This is a genomic window from Pseudomonas sp. DR48, from assembly GCF_019823085.1.
Taxonomy (GTDB): Bacteria; Pseudomonadota; Gammaproteobacteria; order Pseudomonadales; family Pseudomonadaceae; genus Aquipseudomonas.
The window spans coordinates 6,214,311-6,236,894 of record NZ_CP081946.1 but is presented as its reverse complement, the minus strand read 5'-3'; the positions used below and the strand labels follow the sequence as shown (position 1 = coordinate 6,236,894).

Genomic DNA, 22,584 nt, shown 5'->3' with positions numbered 1-22,584 from the left:
GCGCACCCGGCCCCCACAACCATCATCGGGCCTTATAGGTGAGCGTGTTGCCGGGCAATCATTGTATTTGATACACCCGTTTGAATGGCTTCAAAGCTCCAAGCTGCTCAATGCTGACGGCAAGGTAATGGGCGTCAGCACCGGATGACCGGAGAAGAAGGCCACCAGGTTTTTCCCCACCAGTTCAACAGTCCCTTGAGTCGCCTCCGGGGACAATCCCGCGACGTGGGGCGTCAGGATCACATTAGCCAGCGTTTTCAAGGCATCGGGCACTTGCGGCTCGGCATCGAACACATCCAGTGCGGCACCGGCGATGCGTCGTTGTTCCAGTGCGCTGATCAGGTCGGCGGTGGCGATCACGGAGGCCCGGGCAATGTTCACGACAAAGCCTTTGGGGCCCAGGGCGTCGAGTACTTGCTTGTTGATCAAGTGTTTGGTGCCCAACCCGCCGGGTGTGGCGACGATCAGAAAGTCCGAGGCGCGCGCCAGTTCGGTTGGCGTCGAGCAGAAGGCATAGGGAACGTCGCTGCGATGCTGGCGATTGTGGTAACTGACGGTCATGTCGAAGCCGGCGCTGGCACGCTTGGCGATGGCCATGCCCACGGCGCCCAGGCCGAGAATTCCCAGGCGCTTGCCGGCCAGGGACGGGCGCATGATCTTCGGCCACTCCCCACGGCGCACGGCAGCGTCGCAACGGGGAATGTCGCGCACCAGCGAGAGCAACATCGCCATGGCATGGTCGGCAACCGAGGAGGCATTGACGCCGGCGCCATTGGTTACGGTGATGTCCCGGTCGGCGGCGGCTTGCAGGTCGACGTGTTCGTAACCGGCGCCGATCACGCAGATGATCTTGAGGTTGGGTAGCGCGGCGATTTCATCGGCATACAGGCCCAAGGGGCCGCGGGTCAGCACGGCATCGATCTGACCGCTATGCCGAGTGATAGCTTCTGCACGTTCGGCAGGTGTCGGGGCGAGGATCAGGTGGAAACCCTGATGCTCGAGAATCGGCAGATAATCGTTGATGGTTTCAACCAGTACCAGAACGGTTGCAGGCATGCTGGGCTCCTGTAGGCATCGGAATGTCGGTTCTAGAATGTTGCTTCAGATTGCTGATTCCAGAGGAGTTTAGCAACGGCCGGGGATTGCACACGCGATTGATGGCACCGTTGATCCTTGCGATGTCAAAAATGTCCGGGCTGCGTCGAGAATTTCATCGGGCGACGCGTCTGCGCGGGTGGTGCTGGAGCAGGGTCAGCGCGTCGACAATCGATCAATAGCGCGCTTCGCAGCATTAGTCGGGGCTGCGATTGGTTTCTTCGCGCTCGATTGCAGGACGTAAACGCCACCCAGGATCAGCAGCATTGCCAGCAAATCGAGGAGTTCGATCGGTTCGCCCACCAGCAACGTGCCGATCAGCAAGGCAACCACCGGCGGAATGTACGTGACACCCGAAGCGGCGAGGGCGCCCAAGCGTTGCACGATGTAGTAATAAAGGATGTAGGCCACGCCGGTTCCGGCCAGTCCAAGGCCCAGGATTACCCCGGCCAGCGCCACGGGATCGAGTGAAATGTGCGCGATGCCGTGCATGTCGGTGATGAGCGTGATGAGCACCAGGGCGAAACCGATCTGATAGGTCGATAGCGCCAGCGGTGACAGCCCCAGGGGTGTGATGAATCGTCGGGCATAGACGAACGAGCAGCCGACGCTCAGCGAGCCGGCGATCATGTACAGCACGCCGCTGGCATCGACGCCGGCCGCCAGGCTGTTCCAGGGACGTGCAATCAGTATCACGCCGATAAAACCAAGCAAAATGCCGAAAGCAGTGCGGGCGTTCAGGGGCTCGGCACGCAGGAAAAGCCACGCCGTGATGAACGAAAACAGAGGGATCGCGCCGCTGAGCATCCCGGCCACGCTGGACAGCAATAACGAGGTGCCTTTGGCAAAAGCGTAGTAGTAGATCGATGTCGCCAGCAAACTCATCACCAGGAAGTGATGGCTATAGCGCAGGTGCGACCAGCTCAAGCTGCGACGTGCGAGGGCAAAGGCCAGGATTGGCAAGAACCCGAACAGCACGCGCAGGAACACGATTTGCGTGGGAGTAATCCATTCGGCTGCCCACTTCATGAAAATGAAGTTGGTGCCCCAGATCAGGCCGAGCAGAGCGAACGCGATATACGCGGCCTGTTTCATGGAAGTGCTCCCTGGGTCGGTAAAGGTCAATCATTCGACCACTCAAATGGCGTATTGAGCGATTCCGTTGCCAAAAGACCAGTTTTCTTTTTTGACCTCCACCAGATTGATGAAGACATCTTCCAGGCGTATCGCCAGTTCCGTATTCAGGCTTTCGGCGATGGTTTTGTAGAGCAGCTTTTTCTGTTCGACGGTGCGGCCTTCGCTCAGGGTGATCTGAATCACCACCAGCGCGTCGGTGCGCTTGATGCCTAAATAGCCGGGATCGAAGATGAAATGCTGTTCGTCGTGCTCGGCAAGAATCTGGAAATTATCGTTTTCCGGTACACCAATGGCGCTGTGCATGGCAGCGTAGATCAACTGCCCGACACGCTTGGCGAAAGTGGGGTCCTGATGTTGTTTGATATCGACGCGAACGAGTGGCATGGGGGCGCTCCGTGATGTGCGGCTGCCGGTCGGCAGTCAGGCTTGAAAGTTACATGAGGCCGATCTTTTGTTGGATAGATTTTTTACATATCCATTCAATGGCGTGCTTCACGAATCTGATCCGTACCACCACTCCTCAGCTAAGTCTTTGCTTCTGTTCATTAATCCCGGACAATCGCGCCCCTGTTTCGGCCAGGGCGCTGCCCGTCGGTTTTTTCCGACTCGTCCTGACCGGGTAGCAAATGACCGGAATGCGGAGATCCCACCGGATGAATGATCAGGCCAATAGCGTCGACGAACGCTATGTAGCGGCGGCACCAGCGACCCTCACAAGCTGGAATCGCCATGACACCACCTGGATGCTGGGCCTGTTTGGCACGGCCATCGGCGCGGGTACCCTGTTTTTGCCGATCAACGCAGGTCTGGGCGGCTTCTGGCCGCTGCTGATTCTGGCGCTGTTGGCGTTTCCCATGACCTTTTATGCGCACCGTGGCCTGACACGCTTCGTGTTGTCCGGCCGCGAGGGCGCCGACATCACCGAAGTGGTGGAAGAACACTTCGGTATCAAGGCCGGCGCGCTGATCACCTTGCTGTATTTCTTTGCGATCTTCCCGATCCTGCTGATTTACAGCGTGGCCCTGACCAATACCGTCGGCAGTTTCCTTGAGCATCAACTGCACATCACGCCGCCGCCACGCGTCGTGCTGTCGCTGGTGTTGATCCTCGGCCTGCTGGCCGTGGTGCGCTGTGGCGAACAGGCGATCGTCAAGGCCATGAGCTTGATGGTGTACCCGTTTATTGTGGCGTTGCTGTTCCTCGCGGTGTTCCTGATTCCGCACTGGAACGGTGGCATCCTGACCACGGCGTCGACCCTGCCCGAGCCGTCGGCACTGCTGCATACGTTGTGGCTGGCGATTCCGGTGATGGTGTTCTCGTTCAACCACTCGCCGATCATCTCGGCGTTCGCGGTGGACCAGAAGCGTCGCTACGGTGAACACGCCGAGGAGCGCAGCTCGCAGATCCTGTCTCGCGCCCACGCCTTGATGGTGGTGATGGTGCTGTTTTTCGTCTTCAGTTGCGTACTGACCCTGTCCCCGGCGCAACTGGCCGAAGCCAAGGCACAGAACCTGTCGATCCTGTCGTACCTGGCCAACCACTTCAGCAACCCGACCATTGCTTTCGCCGCACCGTTGATTGCGTTCGTGGCGATTTCCAAGTCATTCCTGGGTCACTACATCGGCGCCAGCGAAGGTCTTAAAGGCCTGATCGTGAAAAGCGGCAAGCGTCCGGCGCCGAAGACGCTCGACCGTCTGACCGCCGCCTTCATGCTGGTGGTGTGCTGGGTGGTGGCCACGCTGAACCCGAGCATCCTGGGCATGATCGAAACCCTCGGCGGCCCGGTCATCGCGGCGATTCTGTTCCTGATGCCGATGTACGCAATCCGCAAGGTGCCGGCAATGGCCCGTTATCGCGGCCAGGCGTCCAATGTCTTCGTGACAGCGGTAGGGCTGGTGGCGATTTCGGCGTTGATCTATTCGTTGACTGCCTGACGCATGATCGTTCCCGCTTGAGCGTGGGAATGATCAACGATCAACACAAAAAAACGCGGCTCCTTGCAAAAGGGCCGCGTTTTTTATGGCCTGTGCCATGACCCAAAGCACACGCCCAACCGGATTAACGGTTAACCTAAGAACCATCATTGGCGCGTCGTAGACGGCTTGTTGATCTTTCTCTGGAGACGCTCCATGGCTCGTGTTCAAGGCGTATCGGTGCAACCCCTTGCCGATTCCCCCAACCGTTGGCGAGACCTTTTGGCCGGGCTGTCGATTGCCGGTTTGCTGTTGCCGGAGGCGGTGGCCTATTCGAGCATCGCCGCAGTGCCGCCCCAGGCCGGGGTCATCGCATTGTTCGCCGGTTTGCTGTGCTACGCGTTGTTGGGCACCAGTCGCTTTGCGATTGTTTCGGCGACCTCGTCTTCGGCGGCGGTTCTGGCTGCGGCCACTGCCACATTGGCTAATGGCGATTCAGGTTTGCGCATGACGCTGGCGATCGGTCTTGTATTGGTCACCGGCGGATTCTTTGTGCTGGCCGGGCTGTTCAAGCTCGGCAGCGTCACCTCGTTTATCGCCAAACCGGTACTGCGCGGCTTTGCCTTGGGGCTGGCGTTGACCATCATCCTCAAGCAGTTCGCGAGCATCGTTGACGTGCACCCGAGCAACGGCAACCTGATCCATTTTGTCCCGCAATTGCTGGAGCAGTGGTCGCAATGGAATCGCGTTGGTTTGCTGGTCGCGGCGGTCGCGCTGCTGGTGTTGGGGCTGTGCGCGCGGTTGCGGCATGTCCCGGGCGGTTTACTGGTGGTGGCGCTCGGCGTCGCCGCCGGTCAGTGGCTGAACTTGCCGGCTTATGGGGTGGATCTGATCGGGGTGATAGACCTGAGCCTTGAAGTGCCAAGGCTGCCGGTGTTGCCATTTGCCGATTGGCTGCGCCTGGGGGAGTTGGCGTTTGCCATGGTGATGATTCTGTACGCCGAATCCTACGGATCGATTACCTCTTTTGCGCTCAAGCATAACGACCGGGTTTCGTCGAACCGTGACCTGCTGGCCCTGGGTGCGGCAAATCTGCTGTCTGGCCTGTTCCATGGCATGCCGGCGGGTGCCGGTTATTCTGCGACGTCGGCGAATGAGGCGGCGGGTGCCGGTTCACGGCTCTCCGGGGTGGTCGCGGCGGCGGTGGTGTTGTTGATCGTTTTGACGGTATTGCCTTACATCGCCTTGACGCCTGAGCCGGTGTTGGCCGCCATCGTTATTTATGCCTTGGCGCGGGGTTTGAGTCTTCAGCCATTGGGCCGCTATTTCATCTGGCGTCGTGATCGTCTGCTGGTGATTTGTGCGGTGGCGGCGGTGTTGGTGTTGGGCGTGCTGGATGGTTTGCTTGTGGCGGTGGCGATCAGTGTGGTGCTGATGCTCAAGCAGATGTCGTCGGCGGATATTCAGGTGTTGGGGCAGATGGGCGGCGGTCATGATTATGTTGATGTGCAGCGTCATCCGGATGCGCATGTCATCCCTGGCGTGCTGATTGTGCGGCCTAGCGAGGCGCTGTTTTTCGCTAACGTGGAGCGTATTTTGGGTGGTGCGTTGCGTCTGGCGCGGCATGCGCAGCCGCCGGTGCATACGATTATTCTTAGTCTGGAGGAGTCGCCGGATCTGGATGGCACGAGTATCGAGGCGCTGGAGGTATTCTTTTTGCAGGTGCGGGCGTTGGATATGTTGTTGATTCTGGCGCGGCTTAAGCATGAGGCGAAGGCGGTGCTTTCGATGTTGCCGACGCAGGAGTTGGAGCAGGTGTTTCTTAGTGGGTTGAGTGTTGATGATGCTGTGCGGCAGGCTCTCAAGCCTTCTCTTTAGTGGCGGCCTTTGGGCCGACCATGTTTTGGGTTGATCGGGTACATATCCGTTGCTGCGGTAACGGCGGCTTAGGGTTTCGCCCTGACGGCGACTCCCTTTGGCAAACGCCCCAAAGGAAGCAAAGGTCTTTGCCCCGGCGTCCGGCCCCTCGCTTAGGCTCGGTGTTCCTTCGTTCCGGCATTCATCTGGGGGCATCGCCTCCGGTCTGCTTCGCGACGACCTCCTCTCGATGTGTGCGGCTTCGCCGCACGGCGCTACGCGCCTGCCCCCCAGATGAACGCCTCCACTCAGCCTGCCGAAGGGGCGGGTAGATCAAAATCAAAAGCAGGCGAGCTACCGCTCGGCCTATTGAGTGGTTAAGAGCGAAGCGTGTACGCCGATCTATTGTGGGAGCTGGCCTGCCAGCGATGGCGGCCTGACAGCCGACCAATCTCCTGCAGATGTACACCGAACCCAGTGGGAGCTGGCCTGCCAGCGATGACGGCCTGACAGCCAACCAATCTCTCCCAGATGCACCCAATCCAACTGTGGGAGCTGGCCTGCCAGCGAAGACGGCCCGCCAGCCAACCAGTCTCTTGCAGATGTACACCAAACCCTGTGGGAGCAGGCCTGCCAGCGATGGCGCCCTGCCAGCCGACCAGTCTCTTGCAGATGTACACCAAACCCTGTGGGAGCTGGCCTGCCAGCGATGACGGCCTGCCAGCCGACCAGTCTCTTGCAGATGTACACCAAACCCTGTGGGAGCTGGCCTGCCAGCGATGGCGGCCCGCCAGCCGACCAGTCTCTTGCAGATGTACACCAAACCCTGTGGGAGCTGGCCTGCCAGCGATGGCCGCCTGCCAGCCGACCAGTCTCTTGCAGATGTACACCAAACCCTGTGGGAGCTGGCCTGCCAGCGATGGCGGCCTGCCAGCCGACCAGTCTCTTGCAGATGTACACCAAACCCTGTGGGAGCTGGCCTGCCAGCGATGGCGGCCTGACAGCCGACCATTCTCTTCCAGCTACCCCACTGATCGTTCCCTACGCTCCGCGTGGGAATGCAGCCAGGGACGCTCCGCGTTCCGATGGTGCGGGTTGATCAAGATCAAAAGCTGCAGGCGAGCTACCGCTCGGCCTGTTGAGTGGTGAGGAGCGGAGCGTGTACGCCGATCCGTTGTGTGGGGTTACTGCAAATCTGCAGGCATAAAAAAACGCCGCTCATCTCTCGATGGGCGGCGTTTTTTATTGCGTTGTAGCGTTAGGCTTGAACGACCGGGATGTTGGCGTTCGCAGCAGCTTCACGGAACTCGGCGATCTGGTCGAAGGACAGGTAGCGGTAGACATCGGCCGCCATGCTGTCGATCTTGCCAGCGTATTCCATGTATTCCTCGACGGTCGGCAGGCGACCCAGGATGGAAGCAACGGACGCCAGTTCGGCCGAGGCCAGGTAGACGTTCGCGCCGTCACCCAGACGGTTCGGGAAGTTACGGGTCGAAGTCGACACTACAGTCGAGTTCGGCTCTACGCGTGCCTGGTTACCCATGCACAGCGAGCAGCCTGGCATTTCCATGCGTGCGCCGGCTTTGCCGTAGATGCCGTAGTAGCCTTCTTCGGTCAGCTGGTGAGCGTCCATCTTGGTCGGAGGCGACAGCCACAGACGGGTTGGAAGCTGACCCTTGACCTGATCCAGCAGTTTACCGGCAGCGCGGAAGTGACCGATGTTGGTCATGCACGAACCGATGAACACTTCGTCGATCTTCTCGCCAGCAACGCTGGACAGCAGACGGGCGTCGTCCGGATCGTTTGGCGCGCAGAGCACAGGCTCTTTGATGTCGGCCAAGTCGATTTCGATGATTTCAGCGTATTCGGCGTCAGCATCGGCAACCATCAGCTCAGGGTTGGCAACCCAGGCTTCCATCGCTTGAGCACGACGTTCCAGGGTGCGCACGTCACCATAGCCTTCGCCGATCATCCAGCGCAGCAGGGTGATGTTGGAGTTCAGGTACTCGGTGATCGACTCTTTCGACAGCTTGATGGTGCAACCGGCAGCCGAACGTTCAGCCGAAGCGTCGGACAGCTCGAAAGCTTGCTCGATGCTCAGGTTGTCCAGGCCTTCGATTTCCAGGATGCGGCCGGAGAAGGCGTTCTTCTTGCCTTTCTTCTCGACGGTCAGCAGGCCAGCCTGGATCGCGAAGTAAGGAATGGCGTGAACCAGGTCGCGCAGGGTGACGCCCGGTTGCATTTTGCCTTTGAAGCGCACCAGGATCGATTCCGGCATGTCCAGCGGCATGACGCCGGTGGCTGCGGCGAACGCAACCAGACCGGAACCGGCCGGGAACGAGATGCCCATTGGGAAACGGGTGTGCGAGTCACCACCGGTACCGACGGTGTCCGGCAGCAGCATGCGGTTCAGCCAGCTGTGGATGATGCCGTCGCCCGGACGCAGGGAAACGCCGCCACGGGTCATGATGAAGTCAGGCAGGGTGTGGTGGGTGGTCACGTCGATCGGCTTAGGGTAAGCCGCGGTGTGGCAGAACGACTGCATGACCAGATCGGCCGAGAAGCCCAGGCACGCCAGGTCTTTCAGTTCGTCACGGGTCATAGGACCGGTGGTGTCCTGGGAACCCACGGTGGTCATTTTCGGTTCGCAGTAGGTGCCAGGACGAACGCCTTTGCCTTCTGGCAGACCGCACGCCTTGCCGACCATTTTCTGCGCCAGGGTGTAGCCCTTGGAGCTTTCAGCCGGAACTTCCGGCAGTTTGAACAGGGTCGAAGGTGGCAGGCCCAGTTCGGCACGTGCCTTCTCGGTCAGGCCACGGCCGATGATCAGCGGAATACGACCGCCGGCACGGACTTCGTCCAACAGCACCGGAGTCTTCATTTCGAAGGTGGTCAGGACTTCGTCAGTGCCGTGTTTGCAGACTTTGCCAGCATGCGGATACAGGTCGATCACGTCGCCCATGTTCATGTTGGTGACGTCGAATTCGATCGGCAGTGCGCCAGCATCTTCCATGGTGTTGTAGAAGATCGGAGCGATCTTGCTGCCGAAGCAGAAACCGCCGGCACGCTTGTTCGGGACGTAAGGAACGTCGTCGCCGAAGAACCACAGCACCGAGTTGGTGGCGGATTTACGCGAAGAACCGGTACCGACCACGTCGCCGACGTAGGCGATCGGGAAGCCTTGGCCGCGCATTTCTTCGATCTGTTTCATCGGGCCGGTAACGCCTTGGACGTCAGGCACGATGCCTTCACGGGCCATTTTCAGCATGGCCAGGGCGTGCAGCGGGATGTCCGGGCGGGACCAGGCATCAGGGGCAGGGGACAGGTCGTCGGTGTTGGTTTCGCCGGTGACCTTGAATACACGCAGGCTGATCTTGTCGGCCAGGACAGGGCGGTTCTTGAACCACTCGCCGTCAGCCCAGGATTGCAGCACGCCTTTGGCGTGAACGTTGCCTTTTTTGGCGCGTTCTGCGACGTCGTGGAAGGCGTCGAACATCAGCAGGGTGTGCTTGAGTTCTTCGGCTGCGACTGGCGCCAGTTCGGCGTCGTCCAGCAGGTTGACCAGGGTGACGATGTTGTAGCCGCCTTGCATGGTGCCGAGCAGTTCAACAGCGCGTTTCTTGTCGATCAGAGGGGAGGTTGCTTCGCCTTTGGCGAGGGCAGAGAGGAAACCGGCCTTTACATAGGCTGCTTCGTCCACTCCAGGTGGTACGCGATTGGTGATCAGGTCAACGAGGAAAGCTTCTTCGCCAGCCGGGGGATTTTTCAGCAGCTCGACCAGGCCTGCAGTTTGTTCGGCGTTAAGCGGCTGGGGAACGATACCCAGTGCTGCGCGCTCTTCGATATGTTTGCGGTAGGCTTCAAGCACAGTTATTACCCTCATCAGTGGTCCCAAATGGGTGTCCGGGACGCTCATCCCGAAATTGCCGTACTCATGCGCTGCGTGGCGTTGTGGGCCACTTAGCCAGAATTACCGACAATTCCTTACAGAAGCTGCTTTCAAAGTTTTACGCCTGCAGAACGGGGAGCTGATGAGGGTTGGCGTAGAGCTTTTCCCCGCTGGAAAAACCCTTCGCCAACTCCGCTCTGAAGGAACGACTGTGCTCGTGACGCTTTGAAAACAGCTTCTAACGGACATTGGCGCCTTAAAAGGCTGGCTGATTCTACGGCAAAAAAAAATTAAAGGTAAGTTAGCCCCCGAATTTTGAGGGGTGATCAATGTTAGACAAAGGGCTAACATGCCGGTCTGTTCTGCTTTCCCGTGTTTTGCCTACCTATGCCCAATCAGACCATCAAAACTCCCTGCGTCGGCCTCTGCTCCACTGTTTACGGTGATCTGGTGTGCCGTGGCTGCAAGCGTTTCCACCATGAAGTGATCAACTGGAATGGTTACAACGAGGAAGAAAAGCGTGCGGTGTGGCTGCGTCTGGAGCTGTTGCTGTCGCAGGTGATGGCCAGCAAGCTGGAAGTGTTCGATCCCCAGCGCCTGCGTCTGCAGCTGGAGCAGCGCAAGATTCGCTTCGTGCCGCACCAGTCCGAGTATTGCTGGGCGTATCAGCTGATCGCCCGTGGCGCGCGGGTGATCAACAATCTGGAAGCCTACGGGATGGTGTTGATGCCGGAGTTTCGCGACTGGAACCTGCCGGAACTGCGCGATGCCATTGATCGGGAGTTCTTTCTGCTGTCCGAGGCGCATTACCAGCGCTACATCGCGCCGGGCTTTCTCAAGGACGCCTTCGGCGGGTAATCCTTGCCCGCGAAGGCGATCTGCTTGACGCCGAACATCTCAATGCTGGCTCACGATCTCTTCCAGATGATCCATGATCTCTTCGGGCTTGAGCACCAGCACATCGCTCTCCACCGCATCGAGCACCACTTCGGCGGTATTGCCGATCAACGCCCCTGATAACCCGGACCGCGCGACCGTGCCAATCACTGTCACCGCAGCCTGAAGCTTGTGCACCATGTACGGGATCAACACATCCGCAGGGCCTTCGGCGATATGCAGGTGCTCGTCATCAATGTCGAACTCGGCCTGAAACGCCTTGCACTGCTCGCGATAACGAGCCTCGATGGTTTCGCTGAGCTGTAACGTTGGATCGGACGCCGACAGCATCGGCGACGGATGGGCGCTGATCACATGCAGCTTGGCCTTCGCCAGGCTGGCAATGTCATAGCCGTAATCAATGATGGTGTTGTGCAAATGGCGGTGTTCGTCATCGGTATTGCCGACATCGATTGCCGCCAGAATCACCTTGTCCTTCCAGGAGCCGACGGTTTTTACCAGCAGCACCGGTGCCGGGCAGTTGCGCAATATCTTCCAGTCCTCGGGCGTCAGCAGCGCCTTTTTCAGCGGGCTGTCGGGGTAATGCTGTTTGATCACCAGCCCGCAACCTTCCGCCTGCTGCACATCGATGATGGTTTCATGCAGGCTCTCGTTCCAGGCCTGTTCGGTGGTGACGCTGTAGCCGTCCGCCACCAGCGCCGCCTTGAGCACGCCCAACATGGCGCTATGGTCATGCTTGCGGTCGCAAACCAGCAGGTGCAGATGGGCCTGGGTTACGCCAGCAATCAATTTGGCCCGCTTGAGCGCCAGGCTTTCCGAGTGTTCGGGTTCAATGACCACCAGAATGCTGCGAATGGCTTGCATGATCGGGACCTCCATTAACGATAAAAAGGCATGGCGTTGGACAACTATAGTTGCTGGTCGCCGGCCAGGTACTTGATGCATATCAACTGTAGCGACTGGTGGTCTGCCGGCAGGCCGGTATAATCGGCGCCCTTCGTTTTGAACCTTTTTATCCGTGAGCCCCATGATCCTTCCCGAAATTCACGAGTTCCTCGGCTGCCGCACCCCCGATGGCTGGGTCCAGGCCGCGCTCGCCGATCAGGAAACCCTGCTGATCGACCACAAGAACTGTGAGTTCAAGGCGGCCAGCACGGCGTTGAGCCTGATCGCCAAATATCACTCTCATGTCGACTTGATCAACCTGATGTCGCGCCTGGCCCGGGAAGAGCTGGTTCACCACGAACAAGTCATGCGTTTGATGAAAAAACGCAAGATCGAGCTGCGTCAGCTCTCCGCCGGGCGTTACGCCTCGGGGTTGCGCAAAGTGGTGCGCAGCCACGAGCCGGTCAAACTGGTGGATACCCTGGTGGTGGGCGCGTTTATCGAGGCCCGCAGCTGCGAGCGTTTCGAGGCGCTGGTGCCGCATCTGGACGAAGAACTGGGCAAGTTCTATTTCGGCCTGCTGAAAAGCGAGGCTCGGCATTTCCAGGGTTATCTGAAACTGGCTTACCAGTACGGTGATGCCAAGGACATTGCTCAGGTCATCGACAAGGTTCGCGCCGCCGAACAGGAACTGATCGAATCGCCGGACGTGGAATTTCGCTTCCACAGCGGCGTCCCGGTCGCGGCGTAAAGGTCAAGGGATCGCATTTCGATGTAGGAGCTGTCGAGTGAAACGAGGCTGCGATCTTTTGATCTTGAATTGTTAAAAACTCTTAATTGTATGAAACATCGCCAAAAACCGGCTCTCAAGGCCGGTTTTTGCTGCCTGCGATAACCGTCCCGTCATCGATTGGCGCCATAATGCCGCCCACTTCACACAAGGGTTGGCAGACGGTCGTTATGGATAGCCTGGGTTTTGGCAAAGTATTGCTGGTGGAAGACGACGAAAAACTGGCCGGATTGATCGCGTATTTCCTGTCCCAACACGGCTTTGAAGTCCGGCAGGTGCACCGCGGTGACCTGGCGTTGGCTGCGTTCCTCGAGTTCAAACCGAAAATGGTCGTGCTCGACCTGATGCTACCGGGCCAGAGCGGCCTGCAGGTATGCCGCGAAATTCGCAGTGTGTCCGATACGCCGATCGTCATCCTGACCGCCAAGGAAGACGACCTCGATCATATTCTCGGACTCGAGTCCGGTGCCGACGACTACGTCATCAAGCCGATCAAACCGCCAGTGCTGCTCGCACGCCTGAGGGCCTTGCAACGCCGTCAGACGCCCGAGAGCAGCGTGTGCAGCGCCCTGGAGTTCGGCCACCTGAGCATCGACCGCAGCTGTCGCGAAGTCAGGCTCGCGGACGACGTCATCGACATGACCACCATGGAATTCGAACTGCTGTGGTTGCTCGCCAGCGCCGCCGGCAAGATCCTGTCCCGCGACGACATCCTCAACCGCATGCGCGGCATTGCCTTCGATGGCCTCAACCGCAGCGTTGACGTCTACATCAGCAAGTTGCGCGGCAAGCTCAAGGACAATCCGCGCGAACCGATGTGCATCAAGACCGTTTGGGGCAAGGGCTACCTGTTCAATCCGTTCGCGTGGGAGCTGTAGATGCTGCGGTTATTTCTGGGGTTGTACGTCGTACTGGCGGTGGGGTTGGTGCTGGCATTACAGACGGTCGAGCATACGTTCAATGTGCTGCTCGATGGGCAGATGCAGGCCTATAACCGCGAGGCGGTTCGGGGGCAGGCGTATTCGCTGGTCGAGCAATTGCGCGGGCTGGAAGGCTCGCAACGCGAGCAGCAACTGGACACGCTACGCCAGCACTACGGACTGGGGCTGAGCCTGATCGAGTCCGATCATCTGGCCCTCGACGATGATGAGAAAGCCTTGCTGGCCGAAGGCAAACTGGTGATTCGCGAGAAGTACACCCAGTTCATTTCGTCGATCGATGGCGGTTCCCAGCTATTGAGCATCAAGCTGCCGCCCGAGCCGAGCCTGATGCCGTTCTACATCACGGCGGCCTATTTGATGCTGGCCGTGCTGATCGGCATCGTGCTGTTTTTCTGGGTCCGACCGCATTGGCGCGATCTGGAAAAGCTGCGCCTGGCGGCCGAGCGCTTTGGCGATAACGACTTGTCGTCACGCATTCAGCTGTCCAAGCGCTCGAACATTCGCGACCTGGCCGAACACTTCAACCTGATGGCGGCTCGCATCGAAGGCTTGATCGCCAACCAGCGCGAACTGACCAACGCGGTGTCCCACGAGCTGCGCACGCCCATTGCCCGGCTGTCGTTTGAGCTCGATCAGCTCAAGCAGCAACCCGATCCGACCCAGAGCGGTGAGCTGATCGCCGACATGTACGCCGACCTCGGCGAGCTGGAGGAAATGGTCTCCGAGTTGCTGACCTACGCCAGCCTGGAGCGCGGCGCCACGGTGATCAACCGAGAGAATATTCAGGCCATCAGTTGGCTGGACAGCGTGGTGGGCAGCGTGGCGCTGGAAGCCGAAGCCGCCGGGGTGCAGTTGGTGATCGTTGAGTGCCAGGTCGATGAAGTGCGCATCGAACCGCGCTTTATGGCGCGAGCAGTGATCAACCTGCTGCGCAACGCCATTCGCTACGCCGATGAGCGGGTAGAGGTGTCGTTGGTGCGTACCGGTGATCATTATGAAGTGCAGGTCAACGATGATGGGCCGGGCGTGCCGGTTGACGGGCGGGAGAAAATCTTCGAACCGTTCTCGCGACTGGACGCCAGCCGCGACCGTCGCACCGGTGGTTTTGGTCTGGGATTGGCCCTGGTGCGCCGGGTGTCGCAATCCCATGGCGGGCAAGTGGAAGTGACGGATTCGCCATGGGGTGGGGCGTCGTTTCGCATGACCTGGGCGCATCTGGATTAGGTTGGGGTTGCTTTCACTGACGCCATCGCGAGCAGGCTCGCTCCCACATTGGGTCTGTGTCGTTCACAAATCCCCTGTGGGAGCGAGCCTGCTCGCGATGGCGTCATCAGCAACACCGCATCCTCAAAAACTGTACACCACCTGCCCAGCCAACGAGGTCTGTATCCTTCTCAGCGGCACAAACCCAATCGTTCATGCCAGTCGGCGATGGATTCTTCGGGATAGACGTCGAACTGCTGGTCCCCGGGGCGTAGGCTAACCTCGACCCACGGCGCCTTGGAACCGAGCATCAAGTGCGTGTGTTCCGGCGGCACCGGCAACGGGGTGTCGATGGCGGATGCAAACGGATGAATCAGCTCCGGCCATTCAGGGCTGAACAGCCATAATCCGGAACCGCACAAAGAACAGAAATGCCGCTTGGCGGTGCTGCGTCGGGCGCGCTTATCGCCTTCGTCCTTGAGACGCGCATGGTAAATCGAGATGTACTTGCGGCCGCGCACGGTGAGGCTTTGGGCATCGCCACCGAGGTTGATCGCATACCCGCCACCGCCCTGGGTCTTGCGGCAGATCGAGCAGTAGCAACGCTGATAAGGGTAGGGGTGAGCGCTGGTCAAACTGAACGACACGGCACCGCAATGGCAGGAACCTTCTAGCTGCATGACATCCTCCAACAGGTCTGGGACTGACCCGATACAGCCTAGACCGTCAGCGCCTCTCGACTGCAGCATCGCGGTGCCAAATGAATCTGTGTCAGGTGTGGCTGGACGCCTATCAATCGCCAAGGCAGCATGGGCGCCTTCATCACAGGGGCTGAACCCATGCGACGATTGCCTTCTCTGGCAGCACTCAGGACCTTCGAATGCGCCGCCCGGCACGCCCATTTCGGTCGCGCCGCTGCCGAGCTGTGTGTCACCGACAGCGCCGTCAGTCATCAGATTCGCCAACTCGAAGAACACTTGGGTGTCTCGCTGTTCATCCGTGAGGGCCGGCAAATCCGTCCGACCATGGCCGCTGGCCGTCTGATGCAAAGTCTGCAGCAAGCGTTCGAATTGATCGGCGATGCCTGCGATGAATTGCGCGACCCGTCATCGCTGGCCGTGTTGCGCCTGGCGGTCACCGCCGAGTTGACGCAAAAGTGGCTGATGAGTCGCCTGACAGATTTCTACGCCCGCTACCCGCACATCACGCTGCACCTCTACGAACAACCGATCGACGCCACGGCGCCGGGGGAAGACATCGACCTGGCGATCACCTACGGCACCGGCCCGGTCGATAGCAGCGCATACTTCGTGCGCCCCTTGCCCGCGTTGCAGTTCTTTCCGGTGTGCAGTCCCGGCCTGTTCAATCAGGGCACCCTGAAAACGCCCAAGGATCTGGTGCGTCACTGCCTGCTGCACGACGATCAGGACGGCAAGACCTGGACCGCGTGGCTGACCAGTCATGCCGGCGATCAGCGTCCCGGACGGCAACTGTATTTCGCCCATGCCGGCCTGGCGCTGGAAGCGGCGGTCCAAGGCCAGGGCGTGGCGATGGGCGATAACCTGACGGCGCAGGAGGATTTGCTCAGTGGTCGCCTGGTCCGGCCGTTTACCTCAAGCATGACGGCGCTCGGCCAATATGCGCTGGTGTGCGAGCGGGTGCGCCTGGAGCGCCCAGCCGTAGCGCAGATGCTCGAGTGGTTCAACGATCAATTGATCGATTGATGAGTTGAATTCAACTATTCCGAAATAATCATCGTTGGTGAGCAGGGCGCTCGCCCCCTTAGCCTGTGGTCATTCCAATCCCCGCTGATGAGGTTTGACCATGGCACGTTTGCTCGACTCCACTCCCAAACTCGACGGCTTCCGCCTGCCCGGCGAATTCGAAACCAAGTCCGGTTGCTGGCTCGGCTGGCCGGAGCGCACCGACGTCTGGCGCAATGGCGCCAAGCCCGCGCAGAAAGTCTGGGTGCAGATTGTCAGCGCCATTGCCCAAAGCGAACCGGTGACGGTGTGTGCCTCTGCCAACCAGTTCGCCACCGCCCGCCGTCAGTTGCCGCCTCAGGTGCGCGTGGTGGAAATGACCTGCAACGACACCTGGTTTCGCGACAGCGGCCCGTGCTTTGTGGTCAACGACGAGAGTGGCGAGGTGCGCGGCGTCGACTTTGAGTTCAACGCATACGGTGGCCTCGACGGTGGCTTGTATTACCCGTGGGACAAGGACGACCAGATCGCCAGTAAAATCCTTGAAATCGAACGCTTCGACCGTTATCGCGCGCCGCTGATTGCCGAACTGGGCGGCATCCAGAGCGACGGCCAGGGCAGCATCCTGACCACCGAACAATGCCTGCTCAACCGCAATCGCAACCAGCATTTAGGCAAGGACGAAGTCACCCGTCGCTTGACCGATTACCTCGGTGCCGAGCAGATCATCTGGCTGCCGCGCGGTTGCAAGTTCGACGAAACCGATGGCCACGTCGACGACCTCGCGTGCTTCGTGCGTCCCGGCGAAGTCGTGCTGCAATGGACCGACAATCGTGATGACCCGCAGTGGGAAATCTACCAGGAGGCCTACGACATCCTGCGCAGCACCTGCGACAGCCGTGGCCGCGAGCTGATCGTGCACAAACTGCCGCAACCGGACGTGCTGGAATGGACCGCCGAGGAAGCCGAAGGCCTGGACCAGCAAGACAGCACCCATACCCGTCAGGCCGGGACGCGGATCTGCGCGTCGTACATCAACTACTACGCCGGCAACACCTCGATCGTGGTGCCGTTGTTTGGCGATCGCAACGATCAAGCGGCCCAGGCGACCCTCGCCGAACTGTTCCCGCAGCACAAGATCGTCGGCATCGAAAACTCCCGGGAGATCCTCCTCGGTGGCGGCAATGTCGCCTGCATCACCATGCCGCAATACGCGGCGCCTGCCCGCAGCCAAAAGGGAGTGTGAACATGGGCCTGCACAAACTGACTCAAGCGTTATTGCTGGTGCTTGCACCCTTGTGTGTGCAGGCCGCCGACACCGCCAAACCGGTGGTGAACCTGTACATCTGGGGCGAGTACCTGGCGCCGGATACGCTGACCAATTTCGAGAAAACAACCGGCATCCATGTGGTGGCCGATCACTTTGATTCGCTGGAAACCGTCGAGACCAAATTGCTGACCGGTCGCAGCGGCTATGATCTGGTGCTGACGGCGGGGCAGCACTTGTCCCGGGCGATTCAGAGCGGGGCGATTCAGACGTTGAACCACCAACGATTGCCGCACTTTGCCGGTGTCGGCGAAGAGTTTCGCCAGCACATGGCGGCGTTCGATCCAGGTAATCGCTACGCCGGGATTTACGCCTGGGGCACCACTGGCGTCGGTTATCAGGAAGAGGCGATCAACAAGCGTTTGCCCGATGCGCCACGGGACAGTTGGGCGATGCTGTTCGACCCGGCCGTGGTGTCCAGATTTGCCGATTGCGGGGTCAGCCTGCTCAACGATCCCAACGAGGTATTTGCCGCGGTCATGAAGTACATGGGCCTGGACATCAACCGCCAGAACCTCGATGACCTGAAACTGGCCGAGCAGCAATTGGCGAAGATCCGGCCGTACATCCGCTACTTCGACAATGACCTGAATATCAGCGACCTGGCCAACGGCAACACCTGCGTGGCGATGTCCTGGAACGGCAACGTGGGCATCGCCGCCACACAGGCCGAGGCTGCGCACAAGCCATTCAAGCTCAGTTACCGGATACCGACGGAGGGCACGTTGATCTGGTTCGACGCCATGGTCATTCCCAAGGATGCGCCGCACCCTGAGGCCGGGCTGGCGTTGATGGACTATCTGATGACGCCGGAGGTGATTGCACCGATCACCGACACCATCCACTACGCCAATGCGATTACCGCGGCGGACGGGTTGATTGACCCGGCGATTCGCAATGATCCGGGGACGTATCCGTCGGCGCAGGTGCGGGCTTCGTTGTATAGCAAGAATGACAATGACAAGGCGTTCAACCGAGCGCTGATTCGGGCATTCAGTCGGTTGAAGTCGGGGTTGTGATTGGCCCTGAGTAATATGTTGGCCTTTCGGCTGCCATCGCGAGCAGGCTCGCTCCCACAAGGGATTTGTGAACACTGAAAATCCGATGTGGGAGCGAGCCTGCTCGCGATGAACGATGACTCGGTCTACCGGCTAGGCATCCGCCACAAATACCAGGACGCCACCGTCCGATACGGACTCCACGCCAAGCCAATCTCGACCATCTGCTTGCGCGTCGGCTGCACCTCCAGCCCCTTCAAGCGCCGATACCCCTCGCGCACGCCGAAGTCATCGGCGGGCAAGATGTCCGGTCGCTCCAGGCTGTAGATCAGCAGCATCTCGACCGTCCAGCGGCCGACCCCGCGCAAGGTGATCAAGCGCTCGATCAGCGCTTCATCCTCCATGGCCAGTGCCGTTGCGTAATCCGGCACCACGCCGTCGAGGGTGGCCTGCGCTATCCCCTGAATGGTCGCAATCTTGCCCGCGGAAAAACCGCAGCTGCGCATCTGGTCAAAGTCGGTGGCGATGATCTGTTCCGGCCTCGGAAATGCCACTGACGGAAACAACGCCAGCAGCCGCCCGACAATCGCATCACCGGCCTTGGCGTGCAGTTGCTGATAGGCAATCGCCCGCACCAGCGATTCGTAAGGATCGCGAGCCGGGTGCGGTTGATGCAGGCAGGGGCCGATGGCCGCGATATGGCGGCGCCAGTCGTCATCGATGGACGCCAGGAATTGCGTCGCGTCCTGATAGGGATCGGGCATGTCGATCAGGCTTTTTCCGCAGGCTTGAGCAGGGCGTTCACTTCGCCGTAAGTGAATGCCTTGAGGTGGCTGCTGTCGAGTTTGCCGGTTTCCAGGAAGCCTTTGGCCAACGAGGCCATCGCCCCATAGAGAAACTCGGCGATGCCCGAACCGGCACTCAGGCGACGCACGCCGAGTGCTTTGAGTTCATCGAGCGACGGCAGCCCCGGAAGCCCGAGCACGTTCACCGGCAACGAGGTGCCTTGGCACAACGCAGCGATCTCGTACTCGGCCGTCACGCCCGCAGCGAACAACCCGTCAGCGCCCGCCGCCTGATACAACGCGGCGCGTCTGAGGGTTTCGGCGACGCGGTCCTCAGCAGGCACCAGGCCTTTGAGGTAAACATCGGTGCGGGCATTGATGAACAGCCTCACCTGGCGGCGTTCGGCAACCTGACGGGCGATTTCGATCTTGTGTGCCAGCAACTCGGGCGGCGAAGCGCCGTCCTCTATGTTGATCCCGACGGCGCCGGCCGCGATCACCGCATCAATGACCTCGGCAACCCGCGCCAGGTCGTTGGAATATCCCGCCTCGATGTCCACGGTCAACGGCACCGAAATCACCCGGGCGATGGACTCGACGGTCGAAATCAGGCGTTCGAGGGGCAGGGCATTGCCGTCCGGGTAGCCATGCGCCCACGCCACCGCCGCGCTGCTGGTGGCCACGGCCTTGCAGCCCAGTTGCTCGACGATGCGCGCCCCGGTGGCATCGGCGACGTTGGTCAGGATCAACAGGCCGTCGTGGTGCAGTTGATGAAATTGACTATCCATCGTGTGTCCTTCCTTAAGACTTTTGGTGAAAAACAGGGGATCAGAATGCGAGTTGTTCGGTCAGCTGCACGGCGGCCTTTTCCAGTCGGAGCAAAAACGCCTTGCGCGGTTGTCCTCCACCATAGCCCGTCAGCGAGCCGTCTGCACCGATCACCCGGTGGCAGGGCAACACAATCGAAAGACGGTTATGCCCGTTGGCCAGGCCCACCGCGCGGCTGGCGCCGGGCTTGCCCAGTTTTGCGGCAATGGCGCCGTAGGTGCTGGTCTGGCCGTAGGGGATCGTCGCCAGTTCAGCCCACACCCGGCGGTCGAATTCGCTGCCCGGCAAGTGCAGGGCAACGGTGAATTCAGTGAGTTTGCCGGCGAAATACTGCGCAAGCTCGGCTTCAATCTGCTGCAGGTGCGCATTGTGTCCGGGCGCTACGGCATAGCCATAACGGGCCTGCAATTCTTCGACTTCCTTGGTCAACGCCGGTCGATCGAGAAACTCCAGCAGCACCAGGCCGCGACGCTCAGCCATGGCGATCATCGGCCCCAGCGGCGTGGTCAGCCGGGTAAACAGCAACGGCTCGCTGTTGGCTGCACGGCCCGGGGTGATGTGAAACGATTTTTGAAACGCGTCGCGAAAACCGCTCAGGGATTCATAGCCCGAGTCGAAGGCAGCGTTATCGATGGAGTTTCCCTGCTTGATGCCGCCCAGCGCCATGCCCAGGCGTCGGGTGCGCAGCCAGGCGTGGAAGGTCATGCCGAAATGCTGTTTGAACCAACGGCGCAGTTTCAGCGGCTCGATGCCTTGCGCCATAAGCTGGGCGTCGGTCCAGCGCAGGTCAGGATCGGCGTCGACGGTCTTGAGCAACGCCTGCACCCAGTCGGGGGCAATGGCGGCGGCGTCGAGGGGCTTGCAGCGCAGACAGGCGCGATAACCTGCCGACATGCACTCATCGGCATGGGCGAAAAACTCGACGTTCTCCGGTTTGGGTTTGCGCGCCGTGCAACTGGGGCGGCAGAAGATCCCGGTGGTCTTGACCGCAGTGAAGAACACCCCCTCGTAGGCGGTGTCCCGTTCGAGCATGGCGCGGACCATCTCGGCGTGGGGCGGAAGCAAAGCGTTCTGTAGGTTCATGGGCTGAGCATAAAACGCGTTGGCCGACGCCTCCACCGGAAAATCGACAGAGAATTACGCCGCCTCAGATCGAGCGTTGATTGACCCGTTTCGACAGTTCTTCGGCGCTCTCTTTGCGCTCCGAATAACGATCGACCAGAAACTCCTCACGACCCCGCACCAGCAACGTGAACTTCATCAGTTCTTCCATGACATCCACTACACGGTCGTAATACGCAGAAGGTTTCATCCGGCCCGCGTCATCGAATTCCATGAAGGCCTTGGGCACCGACGATTGGTTGGGGATGGTCAGCATGCGCATCCAGCGGCCCAGCACGCGCAGTTGATTGACGGTGTTGAAGGACTGGGAACCGCCGCAGACCTGCATCACCGCGAGGGTCTTGCCCTGGGTCGGACGCACCGCACCCATCGTCAGCGGGATCCAGTCGATTTGTGCCTTGAACACGGCAGACATCGAACCGTGGCGTTCCGGTGAGCACCAGACCTGGCCTTCGGACCAGAGCACCAGTTCGCGCAGTTGCTGGACCTTCGGGTGGTCGCTGGACGCATCGTCGGGCAGGGGAAGGCCGCTAGGGTCGAAGATCACCGTTTCGGCGCCGAACAGACGCAGGATCCGCGCGGCTTCTTCGGTCAGCAGGCGGCTGAAGGAGCGCTCGCGAGTCGAGCCGTAGAGCAGCAGGATGCGCGGTTTGTGGGTACTTTGATCTGACAGTGTCAGCAGTTCCAGATCCAGATTGGGCAGGTCGTCGTTCATCACAGGGTTCCAATGCGGTCCAGTTCGACCTTCAGTTCTGCGTGCGAAAGGCTGTTCAGGTCCAATGCGAAGAAGGCTGCAAAGCGCCGTTTGATTGTTTCGACTGTGTGGTCAAAAGCGGCCTGGATCGCTTGCTCGGTGCCATGCACCTCCGACGGATCGGCCAGTCCCCAATGGCTTTTGAGCGCTGGTCCGAAGTAGACCGGGCAGGCCTCCCCGGCGGCCTTGTCGCAAACGGTGATGACGATATCAGGCGGTGAATCGGCGAACGCCGAGGAGTCTTTGCTATAGAGGCCGTCGGTCGAGACTCCAAGGGTGTGCAGGGTTTGCACGGCTTGAGGATTGAGCCGGCCGCTGGGGAAACTGCCGGAACTCACTGCGGTGAAACCGGCGGGGGCCAAATGATTGAACAGTGCTTCGCTCAACACGCTGCGGCAGCTGTTGGCGGTGCACATGAATAGAACCTTGGTGGGACGTGAGTTCATTGCGACGGCTCAAA

Annotated in this window: 20 protein-coding genes; 9 read left to right on the top strand and 11 right to left on the bottom strand. The window is 60.0% G+C overall.

All coding sequences use genetic code 11. From position 1 onward, the window contains the following. Nucleotides 1-90: 90 nt before the first annotated feature. The 3 genes from K5K95_RS28075 to K5K95_RS28065 form a co-directional block, all read right to left on the bottom strand. A complete protein-coding gene (locus K5K95_RS28075) occupies nucleotides 91-1,056 on the bottom strand; it encodes a 2-hydroxyacid dehydrogenase (protein WP_222587107.1) in 966 nt (321 codons plus the stop codon). Between the two features lie 195 nt (nucleotides 1,057-1,251). Continuing rightward, nucleotides 1,252-2,190 (bottom strand): DMT family transporter, encoded by a 939-nt coding sequence (locus K5K95_RS28070; RefSeq protein WP_222587106.1) that lies wholly within the window; start codon nucleotides 2,188-2,190, stop codon nucleotides 1,252-1,254. A gap of 42 nt (nucleotides 2,191-2,232) precedes the next feature. Continuing rightward, nucleotides 2,233-2,616, bottom strand: coding sequence for a tautomerase family protein (locus tag K5K95_RS28065; protein ID WP_090184707.1), 384 nt, complete (start codon nucleotides 2,614-2,616; stop codon nucleotides 2,233-2,235). A 269-nt stretch (nucleotides 2,617-2,885) separates the two neighbouring features. Here K5K95_RS28065 and K5K95_RS28060 point away from each other — a divergent pair, with 269 nt between their 5' ends. Further along, complete coding sequence (locus K5K95_RS28060) at nucleotides 2,886-4,166, top strand: serine/threonine transporter (RefSeq protein WP_222587105.1); 1,281 nt, start codon at nucleotides 2,886-2,888, stop codon at nucleotides 4,164-4,166. Nucleotides 4,167-4,361: 195 nt separating this feature from the next. Beyond that, complete coding sequence (locus K5K95_RS28055; RefSeq protein WP_222587104.1) at nucleotides 4,362-6,023, top strand: SulP family inorganic anion transporter; 1,662 nt, start codon at nucleotides 4,362-4,364, stop codon at nucleotides 6,021-6,023. A 1,237-nt stretch (nucleotides 6,024-7,260) separates the two neighbouring features. Here the strand turns inward: K5K95_RS28055 and acnB are convergent. Then, complete coding sequence (gene acnB / locus K5K95_RS28050) at nucleotides 7,261-9,870, bottom strand: bifunctional aconitate hydratase 2/2-methylisocitrate dehydratase (RefSeq protein WP_222590453.1); 2,610 nt, start codon at nucleotides 9,868-9,870, stop codon at nucleotides 7,261-7,263. 408 nt (nucleotides 9,871-10,278) lie between these two features. On the opposite strand from acnB, the gene K5K95_RS28045 reads away from it, so the two are divergent. After that, nucleotides 10,279-10,749 carry a DUF1289 domain-containing protein gene (locus tag K5K95_RS28045; protein WP_008149863.1) on the top strand — a complete coding sequence of 157 codons (471 nt, stop codon included), beginning with the start codon at nucleotides 10,279-10,281 and terminating at the stop codon, nucleotides 10,747-10,749. A 39-nt stretch (nucleotides 10,750-10,788) separates the two neighbouring features. Here the strand turns inward: K5K95_RS28045 and K5K95_RS28040 are convergent, their stop codons facing one another. Continuing rightward, complete coding sequence (locus tag K5K95_RS28040) at nucleotides 10,789-11,652, bottom strand: universal stress protein (protein ID WP_222587103.1); 864 nt, start codon at nucleotides 11,650-11,652, stop codon at nucleotides 10,789-10,791. A gap of 163 nt (nucleotides 11,653-11,815) precedes the next feature. On the opposite strand from K5K95_RS28040, the gene K5K95_RS28035 reads away from it, so the two are divergent. The 3 genes from K5K95_RS28035 (at nucleotide 11,816) to K5K95_RS28025 (ending at nucleotide 14,628) form a co-directional block, all read left to right on the top strand. Next, a complete protein-coding gene (locus tag K5K95_RS28035; RefSeq protein WP_007944531.1) occupies nucleotides 11,816-12,424 on the top strand; it encodes a tRNA-(ms[2]io[6]A)-hydroxylase in 609 nt (202 codons plus the stop codon). Nucleotides 12,425-12,633: 209 nt separating this feature from the next. Then, entirely contained in the window at nucleotides 12,634-13,341 is a 708-nt protein-coding gene (locus K5K95_RS28030; protein ID WP_222590452.1) for a response regulator, read from the top strand. Further along, nucleotides 13,342-14,628: an ATP-binding protein gene (locus tag K5K95_RS28025; RefSeq protein ID WP_222587102.1), complete on the top strand. Its 1,287-nt coding sequence runs from the start codon at nucleotides 13,342-13,344 to the stop codon at nucleotides 14,626-14,628. A 170-nt stretch (nucleotides 14,629-14,798) separates the two neighbouring features. Here K5K95_RS28025 and K5K95_RS28020 read toward each other — a convergent pair whose 3' ends face one another. Further along, on the bottom strand, nucleotides 14,799-15,287 hold the full coding sequence (locus K5K95_RS28020) for a GFA family protein (RefSeq protein WP_222587101.1): 489 nt from the start codon (nucleotides 15,285-15,287) through the stop codon (nucleotides 14,799-14,801). Between the two features lie 159 nt (nucleotides 15,288-15,446). Between K5K95_RS28020 and K5K95_RS28015 the strand changes: the two genes are divergently transcribed. From K5K95_RS28015 to K5K95_RS28005, 3 genes are all read left to right on the top strand, one after another. Next, nucleotides 15,447-16,331, top strand: a complete 885-nt coding sequence (locus K5K95_RS28015; protein WP_222587100.1) for a LysR substrate-binding domain-containing protein — start codon at nucleotides 15,447-15,449, stop codon at nucleotides 16,329-16,331. Between the two features lie 100 nt (nucleotides 16,332-16,431). Next, nucleotides 16,432-17,556 carry an agmatine deiminase gene (gene aguA / locus K5K95_RS28010; protein WP_222587099.1) on the top strand — a complete coding sequence of 375 codons (1,125 nt, stop codon included), beginning with the start codon at nucleotides 16,432-16,434 and terminating at the stop codon, nucleotides 17,554-17,556. 2 nt (nucleotides 17,557-17,558) lie between these two features. Beyond that, nucleotides 17,559-18,656 (top strand): extracellular solute-binding protein, encoded by a 1,098-nt coding sequence (locus tag K5K95_RS28005; protein ID WP_222587098.1) that lies wholly within the window; start codon nucleotides 17,559-17,561, stop codon nucleotides 18,654-18,656. A 125-nt stretch (nucleotides 18,657-18,781) separates the two neighbouring features. On the opposite strand, the gene K5K95_RS28000 is transcribed toward K5K95_RS28005, so the two are convergent. From K5K95_RS28000 to K5K95_RS27980, 5 genes are all read right to left on the bottom strand, one after another. After that, nucleotides 18,782-19,399, bottom strand: coding sequence for a DNA-3-methyladenine glycosylase family protein (locus K5K95_RS28000; protein WP_222587097.1), 618 nt, complete (start codon nucleotides 19,397-19,399; stop codon nucleotides 18,782-18,784). A gap of 5 nt (nucleotides 19,400-19,404) precedes the next feature. Beyond that, entirely contained in the window at nucleotides 19,405-20,208 is an 804-nt protein-coding gene (locus K5K95_RS27995) for an isocitrate lyase/phosphoenolpyruvate mutase family protein (protein WP_222587096.1), read from the bottom strand. 40 nt (nucleotides 20,209-20,248) lie between these two features. Continuing rightward, nucleotides 20,249-21,331, bottom strand: a complete 1,083-nt coding sequence (locus K5K95_RS27990) for a bifunctional transcriptional activator/DNA repair enzyme AdaA (RefSeq protein WP_222587095.1) — start codon at nucleotides 21,329-21,331, stop codon at nucleotides 20,249-20,251. A gap of 64 nt (nucleotides 21,332-21,395) precedes the next feature. Next, nucleotides 21,396-22,085 (bottom strand): arsenical resistance protein ArsH, encoded by a 690-nt coding sequence (gene arsH, locus K5K95_RS27985; RefSeq protein ID WP_222587094.1) that lies wholly within the window; start codon nucleotides 22,083-22,085, stop codon nucleotides 21,396-21,398. After that, on the bottom strand, nucleotides 22,085-22,570 hold the full coding sequence (locus K5K95_RS27980) for an arsenate reductase ArsC (RefSeq protein ID WP_222587093.1): 486 nt from the start codon (nucleotides 22,568-22,570) through the stop codon (nucleotides 22,085-22,087). The genes arsH and K5K95_RS27980 overlap by 1 nt, the downstream gene beginning before the upstream one ends. Nucleotides 22,571-22,584 lie beyond the last annotated feature (14 nt).

What these genes read in the sequence shown, in the direction of transcription:
- K5K95_RS28070 (WP_222587106.1), bottom strand. Translation starts at nt 2,190, where the DNA reads ATGAAACAGGCCGCGTATATCGCGTTCGCTCTGCTCGGCCTGATCTGG.
- K5K95_RS27995 (WP_222587096.1), bottom strand. Translation starts at nt 20,208, where the DNA reads ATGGATAGTCAATTTCATCAACTGCACCACGACGGCCTGTTGATCCTG.
- K5K95_RS27990 (WP_222587095.1), bottom strand. Translation starts at nt 21,331, where the DNA reads ATGAACCTACAGAACGCTTTGCTTCCGCCCCACGCCGAGATGGTCCGC.
- K5K95_RS28075 (WP_222587107.1), bottom strand. Translation starts at nt 1,056, where the DNA reads ATGCCTGCAACCGTTCTGGTACTGGTTGAAACCATCAACGATTATCTG.
- arsH (WP_222587094.1), bottom strand. Translation starts at nt 22,085, where the DNA reads ATGAACGACGACCTGCCCAATCTGGATCTGGAACTGCTGACACTGTCA.
- K5K95_RS28060 (WP_222587105.1), top strand. Translation starts at nt 2,886, where the DNA reads ATGAATGATCAGGCCAATAGCGTCGACGAACGCTATGTAGCGGCGGCA.
- K5K95_RS28045 (WP_008149863.1), top strand. Translation starts at nt 10,279, where the DNA reads ATGCCCAATCAGACCATCAAAACTCCCTGCGTCGGCCTCTGCTCCACT.
- K5K95_RS27980 (WP_222587093.1), bottom strand. Translation starts at nt 22,570, where the DNA reads ATGAACTCACGTCCCACCAAGGTTCTATTCATGTGCACCGCCAACAGC.
- K5K95_RS28000 (WP_222587097.1), bottom strand. Translation starts at nt 19,399, where the DNA reads ATGCCCGATCCCTATCAGGACGCGACGCAATTCCTGGCGTCCATCGAT.
- K5K95_RS28055 (WP_222587104.1), top strand. Translation starts at nt 4,362, where the DNA reads ATGGCTCGTGTTCAAGGCGTATCGGTGCAACCCCTTGCCGATTCCCCC.
- aguA (WP_222587099.1), top strand. Translation starts at nt 16,432, where the DNA reads ATGGCACGTTTGCTCGACTCCACTCCCAAACTCGACGGCTTCCGCCTG.
- K5K95_RS28030 (WP_222590452.1), top strand. Translation starts at nt 12,634, where the DNA reads ATGGATAGCCTGGGTTTTGGCAAAGTATTGCTGGTGGAAGACGACGAA.
- K5K95_RS28040 (WP_222587103.1), bottom strand. Translation starts at nt 11,652, where the DNA reads ATGCAAGCCATTCGCAGCATTCTGGTGGTCATTGAACCCGAACACTCG.
- K5K95_RS28020 (WP_222587101.1), bottom strand. Translation starts at nt 15,287, where the DNA reads ATGCAGCTAGAAGGTTCCTGCCATTGCGGTGCCGTGTCGTTCAGTTTG.
- K5K95_RS28015 (WP_222587100.1), top strand. Translation starts at nt 15,447, where the DNA reads ATGCGACGATTGCCTTCTCTGGCAGCACTCAGGACCTTCGAATGCGCC.
- K5K95_RS28005 (WP_222587098.1), top strand. Translation starts at nt 17,559, where the DNA reads ATGGGCCTGCACAAACTGACTCAAGCGTTATTGCTGGTGCTTGCACCC.
- K5K95_RS28035 (WP_007944531.1), top strand. Translation starts at nt 11,816, where the DNA reads ATGATCCTTCCCGAAATTCACGAGTTCCTCGGCTGCCGCACCCCCGAT.
- K5K95_RS28025 (WP_222587102.1), top strand. Translation starts at nt 13,342, where the DNA reads ATGCTGCGGTTATTTCTGGGGTTGTACGTCGTACTGGCGGTGGGGTTG.
- K5K95_RS28065 (WP_090184707.1), bottom strand. Translation starts at nt 2,616, where the DNA reads ATGCCACTCGTTCGCGTCGATATCAAACAACATCAGGACCCCACTTTC.